Raw genomic sequence first — 21,569 nt, 5'->3', positions numbered from 1 at the left:
ATCATCGCCATAGTGATGATGCAGACGATGCACTTACAGCGCGACCACTTAAGTGGTGATCAATAAGTGCCCAGTTGGGCGTTTTCTCCTTGACTTAACTGCTCGCCGTGCTCTGCGCGGCGGGCATTTTTGAGCATCGCGATGCGGTGTTTCCGTCAGCAATCGAAAGTGCAGGAGCTGTGCTGAGCGATGTGGTGGCTATGGGTGTCGCGGAGCCGGCGCGGTTGGACTCAGCGAATGTTCGAAATGCAGAGTGCTCATCTGGAAATTGAAATCGTTTCACTTCCGCAGACGTTGTTGGCTGTACAGGATGCGATTAGTTGCAGACGACGCGCTGCGATCGACGCCGAGTCTACCTCGCGATCATCAAGCCGAATGCTTCGGAGAAATCAATGAACGATAACGCTCACAACAAGTTCGGTCGGCGCGGATTTCTGCAAGGGGTTGCTGCGGTTACAGGTGCTCTTTCCTTGTCGCCCCCCTCGACCGCGGGCGCCGGGCACGGCATGCCGGCGGCCGGAGCAAGTGATTTTCGGAGCCCGCCAGTGCCGGAATCGGGCTATCAGTCTCTTGGCCCCGATGAAGCCGGGTTCGTTGAGGCACTCGTAAATGTGATGTGTCCGGCTGACAGCTTCACTCCAAACGGGGTCGACTGCGGGCTTGCGATTTACATCGACCGCCAACTCGCCGGCGGCTTTGGGAAGGGCGAACGTCTCTACATGCATGGCCCGTGGAAGGCAGGAAAACCTGAGCACGGCTACCAGTTGCCACTAACTCCCGAACAGTTCTTCAAGGCTGGAATCGCCGCCGCCGACGAGGCGGCGCAACAGAAACTCGGTCGCGGCTTCGCCGATCTGAAGTCGGAAGAGGCAGACACATTCCTGCAAGATATTGCCGCCGGCAAGATCCAGGACGCGCGTTTGCCGCTTGATTCCTGGTTCAACGAACTGATCTATCCGCTGTTCGTTCAGGCCTGTTTCGCCGATCCGATGTACGGCGGCAACGTAGGCAAGGTGTTCTGGCGGATCATCGGCTACCCCGGCCTGCCCGCGGTCCACGCCGACGATATGGTTCAGTCTCGCGGCAAGCCATATCCCGCTGCCGGACATCCGAAATCAATTGGCGATTTCAGCTGAGGGGAGAAGCTGATGGTCAAAATATTGAAGTCTCGTACGGTCGTGATCTGCGGCGGCGGATTTACAGCAGGCCTGATCTCGAGGCAACTGACGGCAAAGGGAATTGACGTCCTCGTCCTCGAGCGGGGAGGCGATCACACCGGGGCCGCGGAGGCCAAGTTACCAAATCAGCGCGACGAGTTGCGATGGGACGTACACGCGGGACTGGTCCAGGACTGGTCGATCGAGACCTATTCTCTGCGCCACGCGAGCAGTGAAGAAGCCCTTCCGGTTCGGCGCATGGAGGCATTTCTTCCGGGCGAAGGAATGGGCGGTGCCGCCAATCATTGGAATGGCCAGACTTGGCGCTGGGCTGAATATGATCCGGTCCTTCGGACCAGACTGGAGTCGAGGTATGGCAAGAAGGCGATTCCAGCAGAACTGACCGTGCAGGATTGGGGCGTCACCTATGGCGAGCTCGAGCCATATCACGCGCTGTGGGAAAGATTATTCGGCATTTCGGGAAAGGCCGGAAATATCCGAGGCCGCATCCAGCCAGGCGGCAATCCATTTGAGGCGCCGCGCCAGGATGAATATCCGCAGCCCCCCTCCCACCGAGGCCGGCTTGATCTTTGCGAAAGCTGCCGAGAGTCTCGGCTATAAGCCGTTTCCGATGGCGGCAGCAAATTCGCCGAGCCCGTACACGAACCCAGATGGTATGCAGCTCGGTCAATGCCAGTTCTGCGGCCACTGCGAGCGCTTTATCTGCGAGGCCAATGCCAAGGCAAGCCCACAGGTTTTGCTCTATCCGATGCTGCAGAAGCGGAAAGGGTTCGAGCTCAGGCTCCATTCGCATGTGACCAGGATCGACTACGATAAGAAGGCCAGGCGAGTTAGCGGCGTTCGCTATATCGATCGGCTCAGCGGCGAGGAGTACGTGCAGCCGGCCGATATCGTCATTCTCGGATTGTTCACGATGTCCAACACCAGGCAACTGCTTTTGTCGGGTATCGGCAAGCCATACGATCCAAGGGCCGGTACGGGCGTTGTCGGCAAGAATTTCTGCCATCAGACGATGTCAGGAGTGAACGTGCACTTCAAGGATCGGTGGATCAACCCGTTCCTCGCCGCCGGTGCCTCACAGACCTGCATCGACGAGTTCAACGAAGACAATTTCGATCATAGCGGCCTTGGCTTTTTCGGCGGTGGATACATCTATTCAAATATCACTAGTGGCCGTCCGATCACCAAGCGCATCGTGCCTCCCGGCACGCCGCAATGGGGAAGAAAATGGAAGCAGGCAAACGCGGACTGGTACGCGCACAGCTTCAATATCTACGTCCACGGGAGCTGGTATCCCCATCGCGAGAACTATCTCGACCTTGATCCGACATATCGGGACGCCTACGGCCAGCCGTTGCTGCGCATGACCTTCGATATCCGCGAGAATGAATTACGTATGTCGGAGTATCTCACGAAAAAGACCGTGGAAATCGCGCGTGCCAGCGGCGCCACTATCGTGGGAACGCCTTCACCGCGGAAAGGGCCCTACGATTCGCGAGTTTATCAGACCACACATGTTACTGGGGGGACCATCATGGGCGCCGACCCCCGCACCAGCGTGGTATCGCCGCATCTTCAGCATTGGGATGCGCAGAATCTGTTTGTCGTGGGCGCGTCGGTTTATCCCTTCAACGCCGGATACAACCCAACAGGTCCCTTAGGAGCGCTTGCACTCAAGCTTGGGGACGATCTCGTCCGCTACGCACAGCGTCCACAGATGCTTTAGGCACTTGAACCTGGGCCAAATCCCGCCAGAACTTCAAAGGAAGTCGAATATGCGTGTCGTCGATCGAATGCTCGCTACAGCAACTATGATCCTCCTGATCACCATGCTCATCAATAGCGCCAATGCGGCCGGCGACCCGGCCAAAGGCGAGGTGGTGTTTGCCAAATGCGCGTCCTGTCACGCTAAGGACAAGAGCAACCGGATGGGGCCAGGATTGCTCGGAGTCGTGGGAAGGCAGGCGGGTTCGGTGCAGGGATTCCACTATAGCCGGGCAATGAAAGGCGCCAACATCGTTTGGGACGATAAATCCCTCGATGCCTTCGTTGCCGCACCGCAAAGAGCCGTGCCGGGTACGGTAATGCCCTTCGCCGGAATTGCAGATCCACAGCAGCGAACCGATCTCATCGCCTATATCGAGACGCTGAAATGACCGCGCAGCTCGAACAATCAGTGCCACCGAACTTGGTCAGACCGATCGGTACCTGCGTTATAGCAAGGCGAACCACTGACTTGAGGAGACTATTCCATGAGGAAATCGATCCGACTTGCGTTGGCGGCGGTTCCAGTCGCGGTTGCGCTTCAGACCCAGGGGGTGATCGCCCAATTCCTGGAGAAGAAAGTTCTGACGTTGGCGACCGCTGAGAGAATCGTAGCGGCCGGTATAGCGGAAGCTGAACGCAATCGACTAGCTGGCGTAATCGCCGTCGTCGATGATGGCGGCTGGCCGATCCTGCTGGTGCGGATGGACAACGCGGCCTATATCGCGAGCGTCGAACTGGCGCAGGGGAAAGCGCGGACGGCCGCGCTGTTCAAGAAGCCGACCGAAGCGCTGGAGAACGCAATCAATCAGGGCCGGTTCGAGAACAGGGCCCGCGCCATGGGTGATGCTCGCATTGAGGTGAAGGAACGTCACCTCGTCAACTGCACCAAGGCGGATCCAGCCTACGGTGCCGGCGTGGCGCGAGCGCTTGGTCTGACATCGGATTCCGGAGCTTTGTGAACGGCGCATGCGCTCCGTCATGGTAATTCCTGGGTGGCACATCTAGGCCCTGCTCGCCATCACTACGGCAACGCGCGGACAGGCGAGCCGTTTCCTCAGCGAGCGACTATCTCAGCTGAAAAGATCACTCGCCTTGCGTCTCAGGACTAGGCTTGGAGGGGAGCCACCGCGCTAGCTTGGCTGGCGCGGTGCATTTTATTGCCGGGACATGTTCGATCTAATGATTGCGGCGTGATACGTGATTGGCCCTGCTCGGATGCCGAAAGATTACAAGGGATCTCGACGATAGCCATCTTGTAGATCACGAAGAAGCTTGATGCCGTCGCGTCAGCGGAATCGGTTGTCCCGGCTAGCCGCGGTTCTACGAAACAGATTCGTGTCCCCGCGCAGGGCTTCCGGTTAAGGCGATCGGTCCTAACAAATCCTGCAACTGGTTTGCTCCATGTTCTGTGTTGGCCGGTCGCACATGCAGAAACGGGCGTTCGGATGCTCTATCGTGATCGAATCGGCAACATTGAACGCTCGCAGCTAACGGGCGAGGAGAGTCGTCAGCTCCGCACCCTCGTCGGCGACGAAGACAGCTATCAGTTCGGCAGGTTCGGTGTTGCTTGCGTTGGCGGAAACGAGATGCGTCGCTCCTGGGGGTTCAAAGAATGATTGCCCGACCTCGAATGTCTCTAGCGGGCCGTTCTCGAGCTGTGAGCGTACCTGGCCCTTGGTGATGTAGGCCGTGACCGATCCGCCGTGGCGATGCGGTGGCGTGAAGCCACCTGGGCCGTAGCTCACGCGGACCACCGTGACCCTCTTGCCCGGGACATTAGGCAGTGCGTGCGAGGTGATCACCTCGACTCTGTTGAGCGATGAGTCCGGCGTATTGTCGGCGCACAGCGGCGCTGGAACAGCCGATATCGCGTCCATCGCAACCGGCAAAGTTCTCGCGATGGCTACCGCGCAGGCGAGACCGGCCACAACAGCCAGCGACAGCCGGCGCCAGTTGTAATCCGCAAGCTGCGTCATCGTTTCCAATGCAACGGTCATTGGCGTCTCCTGTTTGATCTTCAAGTGGCCGCCGAAGGGACGAATACTGAAAGCGGCGTAGGATCGCGGCTCGGCGGAGGTGGGACTTTCCCATCGATGTCGGTGAAGCCATATTCTTGGGCCAGTTCCGAGGCGAGCAGGATCTGACCGGTCTTGGTGATCACATCTGGATCGGCGGCCAGTGCCGCAATCGCGCGACCGACAAAGACTGGCGTCTCACCTCTCTCGGCAATCAACTTGGCGAGCGCCGCCGGCACCCGGTCGGGCTGCGCCGAAAGCTTCTCGCTCTTGATAAAGCCGGGCCAGATCGAGATGGCGGAAATGCCGAACGGCTTCAATTCATGCGCCATGTCGCGCGCCATTCTGTCGACACCCGATTTCTGTACGCCGAACGGAACGTTGAACGTGTATCGGACGCCGCCGCCTGACGATGTATTGACGATCAGGCCGCGCCTCTGGGGCAGCATCAGCGGGACGGCTAATTGGCTGGCCACGAAGTGCGAGCGCAAGCCGACGTGATGCAAGGTGTCCCACAGCGAGGTCGGGAGCTGCCAGAAGGGCACGTTGACCGGCATGACGTTCGGGGCTGCGAACACATTGTTCACTAGCACATCCAGACGTCTGTAGTTGCGCCGGATCAGATCGTAGACATCCCTGACCGAAGCGTCATTAGAATGATCGCAGAGGATGCCGACGCCATTGCCGCCAGCGGCGTCGATTGCCGCCGTGGTCTCGTCGAGAGAACCGGGCCATTCCGCGCCGCTGCTGCTACGGGTGCGTGCGGTCACTATAACGGTGGCTCCAGCCTCAGCGAGGCCGATGGCCACGCCCTTGCCGACTCCGCGGCTTCCTCCCGTCACCAGCGCAACACAGTCCTTCAAGCGTCGCTCGGCCATATGCCCTCCATTATATCTTTCTTGGAAGATGTATTGACAACAATCTTCCTAGGAAGATAATGGGCCTGACGACGAAACGTGTCAACCAGGAATGGATCGCCATGGTCACCAGGGAAGAGAATGAATTACTGTGCCGCGTCACCGGTGACGCGCCGATGGGACGCATGCTGCGCCAGCATTACTGGCTGCCGGCCGTCCTCTCGGTGCGCGTGCGTAAGGGCGAGGCGCCGGTGCGCGTCAAGCTGTTCGGCCGCAACTTCGTGGCCTTCAGGGGCGGGGATGGGATTGTCGGCTTCCTCGATGAAGCTTGTCCGCACCGGGGTGCCTCGCTCGCGCTGGCTCGGGTCGACCATTGCTCACTGACCTGCCTGTTCCATGGTTGGAAAATCAGTGCCGGCGGCGAAGTACTTGACGTTCCCAACGAGCCAAACAACCCCAAGGAGTTCGCAAAGACCGTGAAGGCGAACGCCTATCCGACGCGCGAAGGCGCGGGCCTGATCTGGGTCTGGCTCGGCGAAGGCACGGCGCCACCCGCGCCTGACTTTGAATGGATGGATCTACCGCCGGACCAAGTCTACGCGGCCGGCATCGAGCTCAACGCGAACTGGTTGCAGGGCGTCGAAGCGACTATCGATTCCTCACATGTCGCTCTCCTGCACCAGAGCTGGACCGCAAGCTCGGCAACGGACTTCGGGGCAACACGGGTCAATACCGAAGTCAGCTACCAGTTTGACAAGAAGCCGTATGGATTTCGGGCTGCCGCGCTTCGCTCGGGCCCCGAGGGATCATGTCTTGCGCGCGTGACCGAGTTCGTGATGCCCTACTACGGGTTGATCGCGCCAATTTTCTCTGGGCCGCAGCAGGATCGCACTGCGATCATTGCCGTACCGATCGACGATGAGAACCTGATCCAGTGGTACATCTACTACAATCCAGAGAAGCCAGTGGATTCTTGGCGCAAGGTGCAGCGGGCCAATCAGTGGCCGATGGCCGGCGGTCTCCTGGGTGATCAAGCCAATAATTGGGGACAGAACCGCCAGATCATGGATGCCGGCAACAGCACCGGCTTCCACGAGATCGTCATCGAGGATTTCGTGGTGATGGTCAGCATGGGCCCGATTGTCGACCGGTCACAGGAGTACCTCTGTTCGGCGGACCAGGCGATCGTCAGGGTGCGTCGCCAGTTGCTTGAGGAAGTACGCGGCTTCATGGACGGTAAGCCGCCGAAGAGCGGCCAGAGCGAGACCATGTCCTATAAGGACATCCGTGCAGTCGGCGGCCGGCTGGCGTCCGCTGCCGAAGATTGGCGGCAGATTCCCCGCTGATGGGATTCGAGGCGTCGGGCGTGGACGTCCCGTCCGCGTCCGTGCGCCGGTTCTGGAGATATCGTGGCATGACCTGGAAGCATTTGTGCGCCGCCTCGAAACTGTCGGACGGAGAGCCGCTGGGTTTCGACGTCGGTGACCAGCGTGTCGCGCTCTACAAGGTCGACGACGACATTTACGCGACGGACGATGTCTGCTCGCATGCCTTCGCGCTGCTCTCGACCGGCTTTCTCGAAGGCCATGTCGTCGAATGTCCGCTGCATGGTGCGATGTTCGATGTTCGCGACGGAAAGTGCCGTTCCGGTGGTTACATGGACATAAGGGCATTCAAGGTCGAGATTCGCGATGGCGAGGTTTACGTGAATCTCGACGAGAACGCTGCGAATGGGAGAGCCCCCGATCAAGCGCTGGATGCCGAAGCGTGAGCGGGCTCGTCATCATCGGAGCATCTTATGCCGGTGTTCAGGCGGCGCTGAATGCCCGCCAAGCCGGTTATTCCGAGCCGGTGACTATGGTCGCCGACGAATATTCGCTTCCCTATGAGCGGCCGCCGCTATCGAAGGAGTTTTTGCTCGACGCGGCCGGCGAGCAGAATCTCGTCCTGCGCGACGGTGCGTTCTTCGCGCGCGAGCAAATCGATCTGCTGTTCGGGTACAGCGTAATCAAGATTGACCGGGGGGCAAGGCGGATCGCGCTGGCGGACGGCACGCGGCTGGGCTTCGACAAGCTTGTGATTGCCACGGGATCGCGAGCGCGGCGGATCTCAGTCCCCGGGGCTGAGCTCGATGGGGTCTGCTATCTCAGAACAGTCGCCGATGCCATCGATCTCAAGGCTCGCTTGGGGCGGACGACTGAAGTCGTCATTGTCGGCGGCGGGTTCATTGGACTTGAGGTTGCTTCGTCGGCGGCGAAGCTCGGCAAGAAGGTCACGTTGGTCGAGGCCGCCTCGCGGCTGCTGGAGCGGGCGGTGTCCCCAATCGTCTCGCGCTTCCTGCTCGATGTTCATGCGCAAGCGGGCGTCGATGTGAGGCTTGGCGAGACGGTCGTTTCGATGACCGGCGATGCCGGTCGAGTTGCGGGAATTGATCTTGGCCGCGGCGATCGACTGAGCGCGGAGCTCGTTGTCGTCGGCATCGGCGGAATCGCAAGCGATGGACTCGCCAGTGACGCCGGGCTGAACTGCTCGAATGGAATCGTTGTGGATGAGCATGGCCGCACCGACGTGCCCGGCGTCTATGCGGCTGGCGACTGCGCAAACCACTACAGTCGGTTTGCGGAGGGGTGGCTTAGGCTAGAGTCGGTCCAGCACGCCCAGGACCAAGGCAGGGCGGCGGGGCTCGCGATCGCGGATCGCCATCAGCCCTACGACAGTGTTCCCAGATTCTGGTCGGATCAGTACGACCTCAAGCTCCAGATCGTGGGGCTCTCCGGTCGTTGCGACCAGATGGTGACGCGTGGCTCGATCGATGAGGGCAGATTTTCCGTGTTTCATTACAGGCGGGAGAGGCTTGTCGCGGTCGACAGTATCAATAAGTCGGGCGACCAGATGGCGGCGCGCCGCCTGATCGCGGCGGGCATTTCGCCGACGCCGCAACAGGCGGCAGACGGCGCGTTCGATATCAAAGCACTGCTGAAGACAAGCTAGTCTGGCTGGGCCGCGATCCTAGCCTGTCGCCGCAAGCCGGCTCGTTTTCTTCGTCGCCTTCACCGTCTTCACAGACAAAAGCTTGCGCAAGCATCGGTCGAGCATCGCAATCTCGACCTTGGTCAGGCCACTGGCCTCGGTTACGCTTTCCACGACCTTCGCGATCTCGGTGATGCCGCGGTCGGCGGTCGCAAGGCCCTTCGCGGTCAGGCGGACCAATTCGGAGCGACCATCGTCGTTCGCGGAGACGCGGAGGATAAAGCCTCCCTCCTGCAGCCGTGCCACGCGCTTGGTCATGGCACCGGACGTGACGAGCAGGGCACGAAACAGATCGGTCGGGCGCAATTCATACGGCTTTCCCGAGCGCCGCAGCGCGAGCAGGACGTAGAGTTCGCCGGTCTGCAGGCCAATAGTCTTGGATATCTCCTGCAAGCGTACTTCATGTAGCTGGTTGGCCCGTTCCAGTCGCAACAGGGTGCAGGCTGCGGCCAGGTCCAGGTCGGGGCGCTGCTCGAGCCAGGCGGCTTCGATATCGTCGTAGAGGCCATTATCGAGCTTGGACGTAGCTCTGCCGACAGGCACTGCGCCGCCCGGCACGTTCTTCTTCCGCATTCCTTCCTACTCACCTTGGTCCGCGCCAGAAGGCGCCGCATCATACGCTGGTTCAATCTAACACTCTCGACGTTACGTGTCGCGCGGCAAGTTCCCGCGATTGGTCGAATATCTGCTTGCGGCGCCGATACGGGGCCATTTGCCGCCGCAGTACGATATTGACAATTATCTTCCTAGGAAGAATATTCTAGGTAAGAAATAGAGATGGGAGGACAATATGCGGGGACTTGGCTCGGCATTCCTTGTCGCAGCTTCACTGATTGCCTCAAGCGCAGCCCTGGGTGGTGAAGAGGAACTTATCCTCGGCCAGACGATGCCCTATAGCGGTCCAGCCTCGGCGCTGAGCGCGGTCGGCAAGGTGCAGACGCGCTATTTCCAGATGATCAATGAGCGCGGTGGAATCAACGGCCGCAAGATCAAGCTGATCTCGCTCGACGATGGATACAGCCCGCCAAAAGCGGTGGAACAGACCCGAAGGCTGGTCGAGAGCAATGAGGCTGTCGCGATCTTCGGCAGCATGGGGACGGCGCAGAATGCGGCAGTCCAGAAGTATCTCAATAGCCGGAAGGTGCCGCAGCTCTTCGTCTTTGCCGCAAGCGATCGTTTTGCTGATCCGAAGACCAGCCCCTACACGATCTCGGGAATGACGCTGTTCAGCACCGAGGCCGCGATCTATGCGCGCCTCGTGTCCGAGAGCATACCGCGGGCGCGCATCGCGGTGCTCTATCAGAACGATGACTATGGACGCGAATATCTCCGCAGCTTCAAAGCCGAGCTGGCGCGACTCGATCCGCAAGCCGAGATAGTCGCCGCCTCGCCGTACGAGGTGACGTCGCCGACGGTTGAGTCCCAGGTCGTCTCATTGGCCAGTACCAATGCCAATGTTTTTCTGAACGCTTCGACCGGCAAATTCACCTCCCAGGCGATCCGCAAGGCCGGCGAACTCGGCTGGCACGCGCAACAGTTCTTACCGATCGGAAGCAACTTCGTCGCGACGATTCTCAAGCCGGCGGGGCTCGAAAACGCCAAAGGTGCGATTTCGGCCACGCCGACGAAAACGGTGGGCGATCCTGAATGGGCAAGCGACCCCGCCTATCTGGAGTGGTTGGCTTTCATGAAGAAATACTATCCCGAGGGCGACATTGAGGATCAGCTCAATTTCACGGGGTGGAACGTCGCTGTCCTCATGGCCAGGGTACTCGAGGCTTGCGGGACGGATTTCTCCCGGCAGAACATCATGAAGCACGCCACTGCGCTGAAGAACGTTGCGCTTCCGGGCCTGATTAGCGGCATCACCGTGAACTCCACCCCTGACGATTACCGTCTCATCAAGTCACTCCGGCCGCAACGCTTCGATGGTGAGCGCTGGGTCCCGATGTCCGGCACCATGGCCGCGCGATAGAGGCGAAGCGTTTTTGGTTCGGTAGCGGGCCGCTGACTTGAGCCGCCGATCGGTCGGATAGGCCAAAATGGTTCAGTGAGATCAGAAGGTGACCCCGATTGACCACCGAAACCCCAGAACAAACGGCGATAACGATGGTCAATCGCTAGCGAATATCACTGTCTTTGTTGATCTTTTCGGTTACTACTTACGTTCGGGACGTAAGGGTCGCAGGTCAGCAAAAACGCCGATTTGCGATTTACATTTCGGTTGTAACCTATTGATCTATATAGGCCCTTTGAGACGGTCTTTTACAGCTAAATACTTGTAGTTGCTCGTAGACGATCAGCCTCTTAATCGGCGGGTCCCAGGTTCGAGCCCTGGTGCGCCCACCATATCGAAAGCCCTACTAGCCCGGGGTTTTTCCATTTCAGGCGACAGAGCAAAGCGCGTGTCGTGCGACGCTTCTGGTGTCGGACATCGCACCGTGCGTCGACTTGGCGGTGTTCGCGAGATGTTCTTACTGGTTCGCATCACCGTCGCGCTCGTCATCTCGCATGGTCGCCAGTATCGTCCATGACTTCACGCACGCCCACAAGAGCGTCGCGTTTCGTCGCAGTTGTGACGTTTCGCTGGCCGACGTCGAGGATGTCCCTGGCGAGATAGGCGCACAAAAACGCCGCAGCGCCGTGACCATCATGTAGACCGGGACTGGCCAGCTTGGGCCGCCACTCCACTGCACCAGCAGCGTCGAAATCAGTGGCGTAAAGCCGCCGCTGACAGTGCCGCTGACTTCTTTTGCGAAGACGAGACCAGTGTAGCGGATCCGCGTGTCGAACAGCTCCGAATAAAAAGCCGCGATGGATCCGGAGATCGATGCGACGCCGAACGACAAGCCGACGATGCCTCTGTTGATTTCCGAATTACGGAATTTCAAAGAGGCGGCCCGGGCGGAATATGGAAAGACGTCTTACCTAAACAGCGGCGGACTGTTTTGCGGCGCAACACCCTCGCCGGGCCGCTCGATTGCTGCCGCCGCCGTCAAGCGGGCGATGACACAGCGCGCAGATTGACGGGCGCGTCTTCATAATCGCGTTTTCGACGACCCGCATGCTGCTCCTTACCTGCAGCTCCTTGATTTGAATCAGGGAGCATCGCGCCAAATTTGGGATGCTCGGCACACGACGGGGATTGGCTGCCTAGAGGATTTCTACGTAGTGGTTATACTGATTGTGTGGTCGGTGTGTCGCGGCGGTAGGCTAAATTTATCGGAGAGTTGTCTGCATATGCCAGGAAACCAGCGGTTCGAAAGTTAGCACTGCAGGAAGGCGAGTGTATCATGTCCCTTCAGGAGACACCGGTCAGCCGACATGTTCGAAATGCCTCCGGGGGATCGAGGCATGCGCGCAAGGCGAATTCCGAACAGTTCGCTCTGCAGGAAGAAGTTCATCGTCAAATTGCTTCGGAGCTTCACGATTCAACGTGCCTGCAGTTCGCAGCCCGAACGCCGCTGAATAATGAGGTGCTCTTGCGCGCGAATGAGATGGCCCGGTTGGAGATGCTGCTCAAACGCAGAGCCCATAGTTCGTCCAGGTTCTCTCGCGACAAGATCATCGGGGCAGCCCTCTCATGAAACGTATTCTCATTGCTGATGATCATGATGCTGTTCGATCCGGGCTGCGGGCGGTCCTCGAGCAGCGGCCGGGTTGGATGATTGTCGCCGAGGCGTCCGACGGAAAATCGGCATTTGAGGCCGCTCTCAAAGAGCGGCCCGATGTTGCGATCGTCGACTTCTTCATGCCGCGCATGACGGGACTGGAAATAACTCGAGGAATAAAAAAACATCTCCGCGAAACTGAGGTGCTGATCTTTACCGCGCACGAATCCGGAGTGCTGGCTCAAGAGGCGCTTCAAGCGGGTGCGCGCGCGTTCCTGGTCAAGTCGGACGCAAACAAGCTACTGCTGGCTGCCGTTGAAGCGCTAATGGCACGTAAGCCATTCGTCGGCGGACGATTTTGTGGTCAGTCGGATCGAGAAGACGAAGCTGGCGAGGGGCATGTGAAGCTGTCTCCGCGAGAGCGGCTCGTTGTCAAGCTCGTGGCCGAGGGGTACAGCAACAAGGGTATCAGCGCGATGCTGAGCTCAAGCGTGAAAACCACGGAAACGCATCGGGCGTCGGCCATGGGAAAACTGGGGGTCAATTCGATAGCTGGACTGGTCCGCTACGCGATCCGAGCTAAATTGATTGAAGAGTGAACGAAAGCAGCGGCTGCCGGCCCACCGCGCTTCGCAACCGATCGCTGCGGTGAAGCAGAGCTGATCGCTGCGGAAGCACAGCTCCGTCCTTCCCCGTCCGCGAAGGGATCGCGAACGGTCACCTCCACCGCCACCCGCAATGGCGACGACCGCGATGCCACCAGCAAACCCAACGGCGCCTGCGCGGTCGCGGCCGCCCCCAACCGGGGCCATCCGCTCCCTGCTCCCGGGGGGCGGGACAAGCCGCTATCCCGGTCCGCGCGGGCCGAGTGTCAGGTTCGTAACTCCCGCCGCAAGGTTCAATCCGATCGATCGCTCGATCGACAGAGGCTGGAGCGCAATCGTCCGGCGAGAGCCTCCGATCAGCACGTTCGCTCCGAGACCGGGGCCGAACGCGACATTGCCGCTCGCCCCCACGTAGTTCCCGCGCAGCGTGCCGGGGCCGACGCGCGAGTTCCTGGCGAAGACGGCCCACGAGAGGGTTCCTGCGCTGGTCACGCCGATGTCGAGACCAACGCGCCTGATCCGTCCGTCGTAGACGTACTGCCGGGTCGAGCGTCTCGTGATGAATACACAACGAAGCTCCTGCGCGGAGCCGAGCACCAGCCCAACGCGCGGAGTGCTGGTGCACACGAGCCGGCCGACCCTGAACGCCTCGGCGCGTGCGGGGAGGGCGTCGACGCACATCAAGGCGGATCCGCAGATGATTGCAAGAAGCAGGTTAACGCGCATTCAGACCTCCGTTTGACTTCCGGTGTTGGTGGGCGAACTCCCTGGGCTGCGATCCTGGCGAAGCCAGAACGTGATGCCGAGGCCGATCAGCAGGACGGCGCCCAACAGGAAGAAGATGATGGATTGCTGTAACCAGGATATCGCCGGAACCGTGATGCCCATCGCAAGGCCGAGGAAGGCAATTTGTGGCGACAGAAGACTGACACCCGCGAGGAAGGTGCCGAGCGCAAGTAACGTGAGAAGGACGAGGCTGGTTGCCGGTGTCGGCAACAATTGCTGAACGCCTGACACCAGCATGATGTTCATCGTGACCAGGACGGCAATCCAGTGCAGCGCCTGGGTCCAGATCAGTCGCCACCGGGCCTCCTTGCCATCGACCTCCGGCCATTTGTTGATGACGCACACAACGCCGATGGCCAGCGCGAGAAATTCCCAATAGCCAACGAGAGGCTGGTGAGAGGCGTTGGTATAGGCGACGCCCGCGACGGCGAGCACCAGTGCAATGATGTAGGGAAGTTGCTGCCACAGAAAACGTGTCATCCGCGCGTGCGCCGGGGATGGCTCCATTCCATTGTTCCGTTCGGCCCGAATCTCGCTCATGGCGCTCCCATTTGCGATGGTCCCTTGTTGGACATGCGCCCGCTGTTATCGCCAAGGTAATCCTCGACGTAGAATCTAATGATCGCGACCCGGCCGACCGCGACCAGCGGCATGGCGAGTGCGATACCCATCACGCCCAGCATTGCGCCCAACAGCACGATCGCGACCAATGTCCATGCGGGAGGAATTTCGACCGCCTGGCGCTGGATCAACGGGCCGATCACATAGCCCTCGATCGATTGAATGATTGTGTAGATGACGACGGCCCAGATCAGCAGCGATGCGCCGAGCGGCATCGCGACGAGCGCGATCGGGATCGCGGCAAGGATCGGCCCCAGATACGGAACGAAGTTGGAAAGACCCGCCTGCAGCCCAAGCACGAAGGGACCGGGAAGCCCGATCAGATAGAGCGCGACCCACACGCACAGTGTCATCAGGATGATGCGGATCAGCTGTCCGACGAACCACAGCCGCAGGACGTTTCCCATCTCGTTCATTACGGCGCGTATTCGGGCGCGATAGGAAGGCTTCGTCAGCATCACGAGACTCTCGCGATGGCTGGTGGGATCAAAGGCGAAGAGGATGCCGAGGAACGCGATCACCAGCACACCGGTCAGGAAGCTCGACGCTCTGCCAAGGACGAGCTGGGCGTGGCTGAAGAACCGGCCTTGATCGGACAGCAGCCATTGCGCAAAATCGCGCCCCCATTCCGGACCAAGCAGATCGATGCCGTAGGTCAAAAGGCGTTGCTGCAAGACGTCGAATTGGATGTCCATGACCTCCAGCAGGATGCGTGTTTGCTGCGGCAGCTTGCCGCCTCCCCAAGCGAGGCCTAGTCCGACCATGGTGCTGAATAGCAGCAGCACGAATGTCAGCCGCCAGACACGATTGAGTGGAATTATTAGCGCCAGTGCGCGTGCGGCGGCATCCAGAAAGGCAGCAAACAGCACGCCTGCGAAGATGATGAGAAGACTCGAGGCCGTTTGCCATACGAGGAAGAGAGCAACGCAAATGGCGAGCAGGGCGAGACCCGTTGCGAGAAAGCCGCGCCGCCTGTCGGTCATGCCCTGGTCTGGAGGCTCGCGGACCACGACCTCGCGCGGTTGCTCTTGTCCTGTCCTCACGTCGCTCATCGATCGGGTGTCTCGGCGGCGGATTGCAATGACGAACTGTCGCGCCGGGGCTCAGGTGCGAACACGGCGGCTGCCATAATGGGGATGCGAGCCGCCGCGATGACGCCAGTAGCGATGCTTGGTGGGGTTCGTATTCGTATTTGGCGCGGCGGTACTTGGGGCAGGTGTCGTGACCTGCTTCGGCACGGATGCGGCCGGATCGGTCGTCTGCGCCTGGGTCCTGGTCGACTGCGCGGTTGCAATCGATCCGGCAAGGATCAAGGCACCGCAAAAGGTCCGGACATTCATGTTTGTCTCCAACTGACCCACAACACTTCAGATCGAGATTGCGCCGACGGCCAACGCATAGACGCGGACGCGTGCAGCGAGCCCTCAACCCCGGAGATGAGGTGGGCGGAAGGGTCGAATTTGAACGGGGTAGGTCGGCCACCCCCGGTTACGAGACTAGAGGCAGCTTCTCGGTCGGCGCATCAGGGATTCTATGTAGAGGGCGAGGCAGGAAATCGGTCGACCGCCTCTCATGAGGACTTGCCGATCCGGGCGCAGCGGCCGGCGCGACCAACACGAAGCTCGCGCGAAACAACTCGCCTGCCTTAGCGCGTTCAGTCGCGATATGCCTGGCGTGCAGAACGGCAGCGTCATGGTCGGTTTCGGTAAGTCGCTCTGGCGGGTACGGGTATCCCGAGATAGGGTGATATATCTTCCGGCGCTCGGGTGACCATCCGATGTTCCCGCAGGGGCCGGACCGCTAGCTTCGTTTGTTCATGCGAACCAATCCAAGGAGGCAAGCGATGTCGAATTATGATCCGAATCTGACTGCCTCAGGCACTGGTGGCGGCGCGCTTGCGATCGATCCCGGATTGCGCGCCTACATGCTGCGCATCTACAATTATATGGCCGCGGGCGTGGGCCTGACTGCAATTGTGGCGTGGCTGACGTATCAGCTCATGGGTCCCGCATTGCTAGAGAGCCCGTTGATGTGGGTTCTCATCCTGGCGCCACTCGGGCTGGTGTTCTTCATCGGGGCGCGCATCAATACGCTGTCGGTGGAAACGGCGCGCATTCTGTTCTTCGTCTATGCCGCGCTGGTCGGCGTCTCGCTCTCGACGCTGCTGCACATCTACACCAGCGCCTCGATCACGCGCGTGTTCTTCATCGCGGCCGCGATGTTCGGGGCACTTAGCGTCTTCGGCTACACCACGAGGCGCGACCTGTCCGCGGTCGGCAGCTTCCTGTTCATGGGCCTGATCGGCATCATCGTCGCAAGCCTGGTCAATATCTTCCTGAGGTCGACGGGGCTCGATTGGTTGATCTCGATCGTCGGCGTCGGCGTCTTTGCGGGACTCACGGCCTATGATACGCAGCGGATCAAGGCGATGTACGAGAGCAGGGACGATGCGACGACGGCAGGCCGCAAGTCGGTGATCGCGGCACTGTCGCTCTACCTCAACTTCCTCAATCTGTTCATGATGCTGCTGCGCCTGCTCGGCGGCAGGCGGTAGAAAACCCTTGGGCGCGGGAGAGAATGTTCCGGATCATTAGAGCAGGGGAATCCCTCGGCCCGATCTGCGCGATCCGGCTGTTCTGAGTCTTCAATTTGCTGCTAACATCGACGCGGCGAGCAGCAGCGACACCAGGAGCAGGGAGATGCCCGCGGCGGACCATTGACGGAGAACTTCGTCGCTTCTTTCGACAAGCCTGCCGAATCTAAGACAGCCGCGCCGGAGCGGACCGACCACTCTCATGAGCGCTTTCCAGGCCGCGGATGAGCCCAGCGGGTGTGGCCACGGGCTGAGCAGGATCGCGAGCGCCGCCCCTCCCAGCACCGGCAGGAGCAATTTGGATAGCGCGTCGATGCCGAACAGCTTCGATGTCGCATCATACGGGACCGGCAAATACGAATCCCAGGGCAGCAAGCCAAGGAACAAAGAACAGAGGGCCAAGGCAAGTGCCGCGAGGTCGCGGCTGAGCGGTGCTGGGCCGACGAGGGCGATCGGCTGGTCCGATGGCGCGAGCGCATGGGACAGGACCAGCACGACATAGGCGGTCGTGAACATTCCGCCCGCCTGGAGCACTATGGCCCACCACCATTGTCCTGTCCTCGCGGTCTCCTGGAGCAATAACTCCTTCGCGAGTGACGCTCCGCTCGGTTGAACACCCATCAGGGCGATGCCGCCAATTGCGAATGCCAGGACGCTCAAGGGCAGGGCGCGCGCGACACCGCGCAGCCCGGTGATACGATCGTGGCCGAGCCCGGTGTAGATTGATCCGACGGCCATGAACATCGCCGCCTTGGCAGTCGCATGGGAAACTGCCTGCAACAAGCCGCCCGCCAGGGCCTGGTCACTTTCGAGCTTCCCGGACGCGCCGAACGCAAGAGGAAAGATCAGGAACAGATATCCGATCTGAGCCAGCGTCGAATACGCAATCAGGAGCTTGAGGCGCTCCTGCCGGAGAGCGACAACGCTTCCGAACAAGATCGCTCCGGCTCCCAGCGTCGCGAGCAATTGTGCGGCAGCCGAGCCGGGCAAGCCCGGCATGACGTCGAACCAGAGCCGCACAAGGATGAAGAACGATCCCTTCACGACTAAGGCGGACAGGATCGCGCTAGCTGCGGCCGGTGCGCCGGCGTGAGCGGGCGGCAGCCAGAGGTGCAACGGAAAGAGTGCAGTTTTTGCGAGGAGACCGGTCGTCATCAAGGCTGCCGCGATGAGCACGCCGGAGTCCGCGCTCACGCGATGCGACAACAACTCGATATCAAGGGTGCCGTAGAGACCATAGAGCAGCGCGGTGCCCATCAAGTAGAGGACCGAGCCGAGCAGTGCGAAGAGCAGATACCGCAACGCGGCCCGAAGCGTCTCCGCGCGACCGTCGAGAGAGACCAGAGGCACCGCGGCGAAAGTCAGCAATTCCAGCGCGACATACAGCGTGAAGAGGTCTCCCGCGACGAAGATCGTGTTCAGCGCGCCCCAGATTGCCAGAAGCAGGATCCAGAATGCGAAAGGTGCGCGCGCTTCGACAGATTGGGGACGAAAATCGGTTGCGGCAAAAATGGCGACCGCGCAGATCACGACTGCCGTCGTCGCGAGCATGACCGCCGACAATCCGTCCGCGCGGAGGGCTACGCCGAGCGGGGGTGGCCAGGCGCCGAGCAGGTAGACGAGCTGGCCGTCGCTCCGAGGCAAGAGCACGAGAACGGCGAGAGCAATCGCCGACCCGACCGGTACGACCGTGGAAGCAACCTGCCGGACGTAGCGCTGGCCGAGAGCGAACGCCAGCAAGACGCCCGCGACCGGCACGACGATCGACAGCACCAGCAGGAAGCCGCCGGCGGTGGTCACCAGCGCGGGCGCGGGGGGCAGCATCACTGACCGGACGGATCGGAGCGCGGGCTCGCCGCCGCCCGACTGTTGAGCGTCGTGGAGCCTGCGATCTGAAAAAGCCGCAGCAACAAGGCGATCGCCAGAGCCGTTGCGGAAAACGCGACCACGACTCCTGTGATCACCAGGGCCTGCGGCACCGGGTCGTTGCCAAAGCCCGCTGCGGCGCCTCGTCGCCCGACGATGCCGAACAGAAGAAACACGCCGCTGCCGAGCAGGTTGAATGCGATGATCTTGCGAAGCGGTTGCGGATTGGCAATCAGGCCGTAGAGCCCGAGCCCGACCGCCGCGGCGGCGCATAGTCCGAACACCGTCACGGCGCTCATCGTTCAGCGCTCCTTTCAGGTGCACCGGCGAGCAGCAGGCCGAGGGTCGTCGCGATCGTCAGGAGCATCGCGACCTCAATGCTCAGAATTAGCGGCTTGGCGAACGCAACGGGATAGGCAAGGAACGCCGACCCAAAACAGAGCCCGCCAAGGCCGACGGCAAGGAATAGGCCGGGGCCGGCCACCAGGATAAGACGTAGCCATCGACGGCGCACGGGCGGGGTATCGACCAGCCCGGCCATGATCACCAGCAGCCACATCGATGCGAGAACCGCGCCGCCTTGAAATGCTCCGCCGGGGTGATCAGCGCCCGTCCACAGCATGTAAATGCCGACGACGATGCCGGCGGGTGGCAACAGGCGCGCAAGAAAGGCGAGAACACCATTTGGATCAGCCTGGTGGCGTGGTCCGGGACGACCGCCCCAGGCCTGGTCCGACGCAAGCGACCAGACACCGACGATGGCGAGCAGGAGCACGACCTTCTCGAGCATGGTGTCCATTCCGCGGAATGCCATGAGCACGTTGGTGACGGGGTTGGCCATTCCGGTCGCCCCGGCATTCGCGACGACGGAGGGCGCGAGCGTTGGCGCCGGATCAGGCAGCAGCAGGATCGTGACGGCCAGCGCTGCCGCGATCGACGCGGACAGTATGGCCGCGCTCAAGCGCACGATCAGGCTGGGCCGTTCCGTTGTCATCGCCTCGGTATCGCGCAGCCGGGCCGCCGCACCCAACAGCACGACGCCGCCCAGGCCTCCGCCAATTGCAGCCTCGGTCAGCGCGACATCGACGGCGTCAAGACGGACCCAGATCAGTGCAACCAACAGTCCGTAGGCGATGAAACCGACCGTGGCCGAATAGGTGTCGGGGACGGCGATCGTCCAGATGGCGAGGCCCAGCACCACGGCGGCGAGCGCGATCTCGAACACTGTTGCGATGTTCATTCGCCTGACCCGCTCTGACGTGCCGTGCGCGCGATCAATTGGGAGACGGTGGCGCCCGCGAGCAGCACGAGCATCCAGATGCTGATCAGCTTCAGTCCGTCGCGCAGGCCTCCTGTTTGGGGGAGCAGCCCGAGCACGACGAAACCCAGGCCGAGGTTATCGGCCTTGCTGAGCGCGTGCAGACGAGTGAGGGTGTCGGGAAAGCGAAGAAGGCCGACGGTGCCGGCGAAAAAGAAGAATACGCCTGCCGACACTCCCGCAACCGTGATGATGTCGCGTGCGACGCTCATCTGTCCTTCCCCGGATCAGCCCCATCGGTTTCGAGGCGGGAAAGCCCTTTCTTGACGAATGCGATGGATGCGAAAGTGGCGAGCAGTGCCAGTATCAATGCCACGTCGACGGCCGCCGGCACGCCTGTCACGATGCCGAGCAGCAGCAAGACGGCAATGCCGGCAGTCCCGATCAGTTGTGCCGCCATCATCCGGTCGGCATCTGTCGGGCCACGCAAGATGGAGACCAGCCCAAGCCCCAGCATCGCCAGGATCAAGCCGACTGCGGCAGTGAGGAATTCAGTCATTGTAGAGGGCCCGAACCAACGCCGCTTCCTCCGCGGCAAGTTCGGCAACGACCGGTTGCTCGACGTCGAGACAGTGATAGACGAGCTGCCCGCTCTCCTCCCCGGCTGGCACAGTGCCAGGCAAAAGGCTGGTGAGTGTCGTGAACACGTTCCGTTGCATCCCGCGTGAGAGGCCGGTCGGATAGAGCACAAATCCCGGCCGCAGCGGCAGCCGGGGATCGAGCGCGCGGCGTGCGACGTCTACGCCGGCGACCACCGATTGGTATAGGAAAAGCAGCGCCAGGCGGACCATGGCAGGAATTGACCGCCGGGATCTGCTCGGCTCCAGCAGGTGCAGGCTTGTCCAGGTTGCTGCCGCGATTGCTGCCGCGGCGGCAGGAATATCTGTCGGATTGGCGCCGGCGAGCACGAGCCAGAGGCAAAGGAAAAATGCAGCTCTGAAAGTGGCAGTTCGCCACGATCCTCCAACCGCGACGATGGCACGCCCGTATCGATCACCTGAGGACCCTGTCATCCCGGTTTCCTCGGTTGCTCCCGGATTGTGTCGTCCGGGTCTGCCGTGCTTTGAGGAAGCACGTCTGCGCCCCCCAGACGAGAATTCAAACGGCGGAGCCGCGGCAGGGGTCGCGACTGCTTCACCTGACGATCGCATGATGCGTCGTGGACGGAACCGGCGACATCGGGTGATTGCCTGATCATGTCTCAGGAATCTGCTGATGGCCGAGCACGGATTCCATCCGGCACCAACGAGTAGATTTACCGATGTTGACGGCGGACTCCTTCGGCAAAAATGCGGATGGCGGTACCGGGGAAAATGCGACTG

General features: G+C 61.0%; 25 protein-coding genes. 11 read left to right on the top strand and 14 right to left on the bottom strand.

All coding sequences use genetic code 11. From position 1 onward, the window contains the following. The first annotated feature begins 392 nt into the window (after positions 1-392). From AB7008_RS36550 to AB7008_RS36530, 5 genes are all read left to right on the top strand, one after another. Positions 393-1,136, top strand: a complete 744-nt coding sequence (locus tag AB7008_RS36550; protein ID WP_441260366.1) for a gluconate 2-dehydrogenase subunit 3 family protein — start codon at positions 393-395, stop codon at positions 1,134-1,136. Positions 1,137-1,148: 12 nt separating this feature from the next. Beyond that, the gene (locus AB7008_RS36545) at positions 1,149-1,778 is read left to right on the top strand and encodes a hypothetical protein (protein ID WP_441260365.1); all 630 of its coding nucleotides are present in this window, start codon (positions 1,149-1,151) and stop codon (positions 1,776-1,778) included. Continuing rightward, positions 1,741-2,904, top strand: coding sequence for a GMC family oxidoreductase (locus AB7008_RS36540; protein ID WP_441260364.1), 1,164 nt, complete (start codon positions 1,741-1,743; stop codon positions 2,902-2,904). Before AB7008_RS36545 ends, AB7008_RS36540 begins: the two co-directional genes overlap by 38 nt. A 49-nt stretch (positions 2,905-2,953) precedes the next feature. Then, positions 2,954-3,334: a c-type cytochrome gene (locus AB7008_RS36535; protein ID WP_248879250.1), complete on the top strand. Its 381-nt coding sequence runs from the start codon at positions 2,954-2,956 to the stop codon at positions 3,332-3,334. 96 nt (positions 3,335-3,430) lie between these two features. After that, positions 3,431-3,904 carry a GlcG/HbpS family heme-binding protein gene (locus tag AB7008_RS36530; RefSeq protein ID WP_304490940.1) on the top strand — a complete coding sequence of 158 codons (474 nt, stop codon included), beginning with the start codon at positions 3,431-3,433 and terminating at the stop codon, positions 3,902-3,904. Between the two features lie 528 nt (positions 3,905-4,432). Here the strand turns inward: AB7008_RS36530 and AB7008_RS36525 are convergent. Further along, positions 4,433-4,942, bottom strand: coding sequence for a cupin domain-containing protein (locus AB7008_RS36525; protein WP_304490939.1), 510 nt, complete (start codon positions 4,940-4,942; stop codon positions 4,433-4,435). Positions 4,943-4,962: 20 nt separating this feature from the next. Next, positions 4,963-5,838: an SDR family NAD(P)-dependent oxidoreductase gene (locus AB7008_RS36520; protein WP_248879248.1), complete on the bottom strand. Its 876-nt coding sequence runs from the start codon at positions 5,836-5,838 to the stop codon at positions 4,963-4,965. Positions 5,839-5,897: 59 nt separating this feature from the next. Between AB7008_RS36520 and AB7008_RS36515 the strand changes: the two genes are divergently transcribed. The 3 genes from AB7008_RS36515 to AB7008_RS36505 all read left to right on the top strand — a co-directional run bounded on the left by AB7008_RS36515 (position 5,898) and on the right by AB7008_RS36505 (position 8,808). Continuing rightward, positions 5,898-7,163, top strand: a complete 1,266-nt coding sequence (locus AB7008_RS36515) for a Rieske 2Fe-2S domain-containing protein (RefSeq protein WP_304490938.1) — start codon at positions 5,898-5,900, stop codon at positions 7,161-7,163. Between the two features lie 68 nt (positions 7,164-7,231). Then, positions 7,232-7,588, top strand: coding sequence for a Rieske (2Fe-2S) protein (locus AB7008_RS36510; RefSeq protein ID WP_304490937.1), 357 nt, complete (start codon positions 7,232-7,234; stop codon positions 7,586-7,588). Beyond that, complete coding sequence (locus AB7008_RS36505; RefSeq protein WP_304490936.1) at positions 7,585-8,808, top strand: NAD(P)/FAD-dependent oxidoreductase; 1,224 nt, start codon at positions 7,585-7,587, stop codon at positions 8,806-8,808. Before AB7008_RS36510 ends, AB7008_RS36505 begins: the two co-directional genes overlap by 4 nt. 18 nt (positions 8,809-8,826) lie before the next feature. Here AB7008_RS36505 and AB7008_RS36500 read toward each other — a convergent pair whose 3' ends face one another. Continuing rightward, a complete protein-coding gene (locus AB7008_RS36500) occupies positions 8,827-9,420 on the bottom strand; it encodes a MarR family winged helix-turn-helix transcriptional regulator (RefSeq protein ID WP_304490935.1) in 594 nt (197 codons plus the stop codon). A 217-nt stretch (positions 9,421-9,637) separates the two neighbouring features. On the opposite strand from AB7008_RS36500, the gene AB7008_RS36495 reads away from it, so the two are divergent. Further along, entirely contained in the window at positions 9,638-10,822 is a 1,185-nt protein-coding gene (locus AB7008_RS36495; RefSeq protein ID WP_304490934.1) for an ABC transporter substrate-binding protein, read from the top strand. A gap of 499 nt (positions 10,823-11,321) precedes the next feature. On the opposite strand, the gene AB7008_RS36490 is transcribed toward AB7008_RS36495, so the two are convergent. Further along, positions 11,322-11,738, bottom strand: coding sequence for a hypothetical protein (locus tag AB7008_RS36490; RefSeq protein ID WP_441260363.1), 417 nt, complete (start codon positions 11,736-11,738; stop codon positions 11,322-11,324). A 692-nt stretch (positions 11,739-12,430) separates the two neighbouring features. On the opposite strand from AB7008_RS36490, the gene AB7008_RS36485 reads away from it, so the two are divergent. Further along, positions 12,431-13,057, top strand: coding sequence for a response regulator (locus tag AB7008_RS36485; protein ID WP_248879240.1), 627 nt, complete (start codon positions 12,431-12,433; stop codon positions 13,055-13,057). A 246-nt stretch (positions 13,058-13,303) separates the two neighbouring features. Here AB7008_RS36485 and AB7008_RS36480 read toward each other — a convergent pair whose 3' ends face one another. The 4 genes from AB7008_RS36480 to AB7008_RS36465 are packed head-to-tail and all read right to left on the bottom strand — an operon-like array spanning position 13,304 to position 15,810. Continuing rightward, positions 13,304-13,789: a DUF992 domain-containing protein gene (locus AB7008_RS36480; RefSeq protein WP_304490932.1), complete on the bottom strand. Its 486-nt coding sequence runs from the start codon at positions 13,787-13,789 to the stop codon at positions 13,304-13,306. After that, on the bottom strand, positions 13,790-14,389 hold the full coding sequence (locus tag AB7008_RS36475; RefSeq protein ID WP_441260362.1) for a hypothetical protein: 600 nt from the start codon (positions 14,387-14,389) through the stop codon (positions 13,790-13,792). After that, on the bottom strand, positions 14,386-15,522 hold the full coding sequence (locus AB7008_RS36470; RefSeq protein ID WP_441260361.1) for an AI-2E family transporter: 1,137 nt from the start codon (positions 15,520-15,522) through the stop codon (positions 14,386-14,388). The genes AB7008_RS36475 and AB7008_RS36470 overlap by 4 nt, the downstream gene beginning before the upstream one ends. 51 nt (positions 15,523-15,573) lie before the next feature. Further along, the gene (locus tag AB7008_RS36465; RefSeq protein ID WP_248879236.1) at positions 15,574-15,810 is read right to left on the bottom strand and encodes a hypothetical protein; all 237 of its coding nucleotides are present in this window, start codon (positions 15,808-15,810) and stop codon (positions 15,574-15,576) included. 503 nt (positions 15,811-16,313) lie between these two features. Between AB7008_RS36465 and AB7008_RS36460 the strand changes: the two genes are divergently transcribed. Next, positions 16,314-17,024 (top strand): Bax inhibitor-1/YccA family protein, encoded by a 711-nt coding sequence (locus AB7008_RS36460; protein ID WP_014493396.1) that lies wholly within the window; start codon positions 16,314-16,316, stop codon positions 17,022-17,024. A gap of 90 nt (positions 17,025-17,114) precedes the next feature. Here the strand turns inward: AB7008_RS36460 and AB7008_RS36455 are convergent, their stop codons facing one another. From AB7008_RS36455 to AB7008_RS36430, 6 genes are read right to left on the bottom strand one after another with little or no spacing between them, the layout of a single operon-like run. After that, a complete protein-coding gene (locus AB7008_RS36455) occupies positions 17,115-18,887 on the bottom strand; it encodes a complex I subunit 5 family protein (protein WP_441261270.1) in 1,773 nt (590 codons plus the stop codon). Continuing rightward, positions 18,887-19,228: an NADH-quinone oxidoreductase subunit K gene (locus AB7008_RS36450; RefSeq protein WP_028156575.1), complete on the bottom strand. Its 342-nt coding sequence runs from the start codon at positions 19,226-19,228 to the stop codon at positions 18,887-18,889. Before AB7008_RS36450 ends, AB7008_RS36455 begins: the two co-directional genes overlap by 1 nt. After that, a complete protein-coding gene (locus AB7008_RS36445) occupies positions 19,225-20,169 on the bottom strand; it encodes a Na(+)/H(+) antiporter subunit B (RefSeq protein WP_441260360.1) in 945 nt (314 codons plus the stop codon). Before AB7008_RS36445 ends, AB7008_RS36450 begins: the two co-directional genes overlap by 4 nt. Beyond that, on the bottom strand, positions 20,166-20,459 hold the full coding sequence (locus AB7008_RS36440) for a cation:proton antiporter (protein ID WP_441260359.1): 294 nt from the start codon (positions 20,457-20,459) through the stop codon (positions 20,166-20,168). Before AB7008_RS36440 ends, AB7008_RS36445 begins: the two co-directional genes overlap by 4 nt. Continuing rightward, on the bottom strand, positions 20,456-20,746 hold the full coding sequence (locus AB7008_RS36435; protein WP_441260358.1) for a monovalent cation/H+ antiporter complex subunit F: 291 nt from the start codon (positions 20,744-20,746) through the stop codon (positions 20,456-20,458). The genes AB7008_RS36440 and AB7008_RS36435 overlap by 4 nt, the downstream gene beginning before the upstream one ends. Continuing rightward, positions 20,739-21,260, bottom strand: coding sequence for a Na+/H+ antiporter subunit E (locus AB7008_RS36430; RefSeq protein ID WP_028156578.1), 522 nt, complete (start codon positions 21,258-21,260; stop codon positions 20,739-20,741). The genes AB7008_RS36435 and AB7008_RS36430 overlap by 8 nt, the downstream gene beginning before the upstream one ends. Positions 21,261-21,569 lie beyond the last annotated feature (309 nt).

It is taken from the genome of Bradyrhizobium sp. 521_C7_N1_3, assembly GCF_052075975.1.
GTDB classification, from domain to species: domain Bacteria; phylum Pseudomonadota; class Alphaproteobacteria; order Rhizobiales; family Xanthobacteraceae; genus Bradyrhizobium; species Bradyrhizobium japonicum.
The sequence above is the reverse complement of the archived record's forward strand: the minus strand, read 5'-3'. Positions and strand labels throughout refer to the sequence as shown.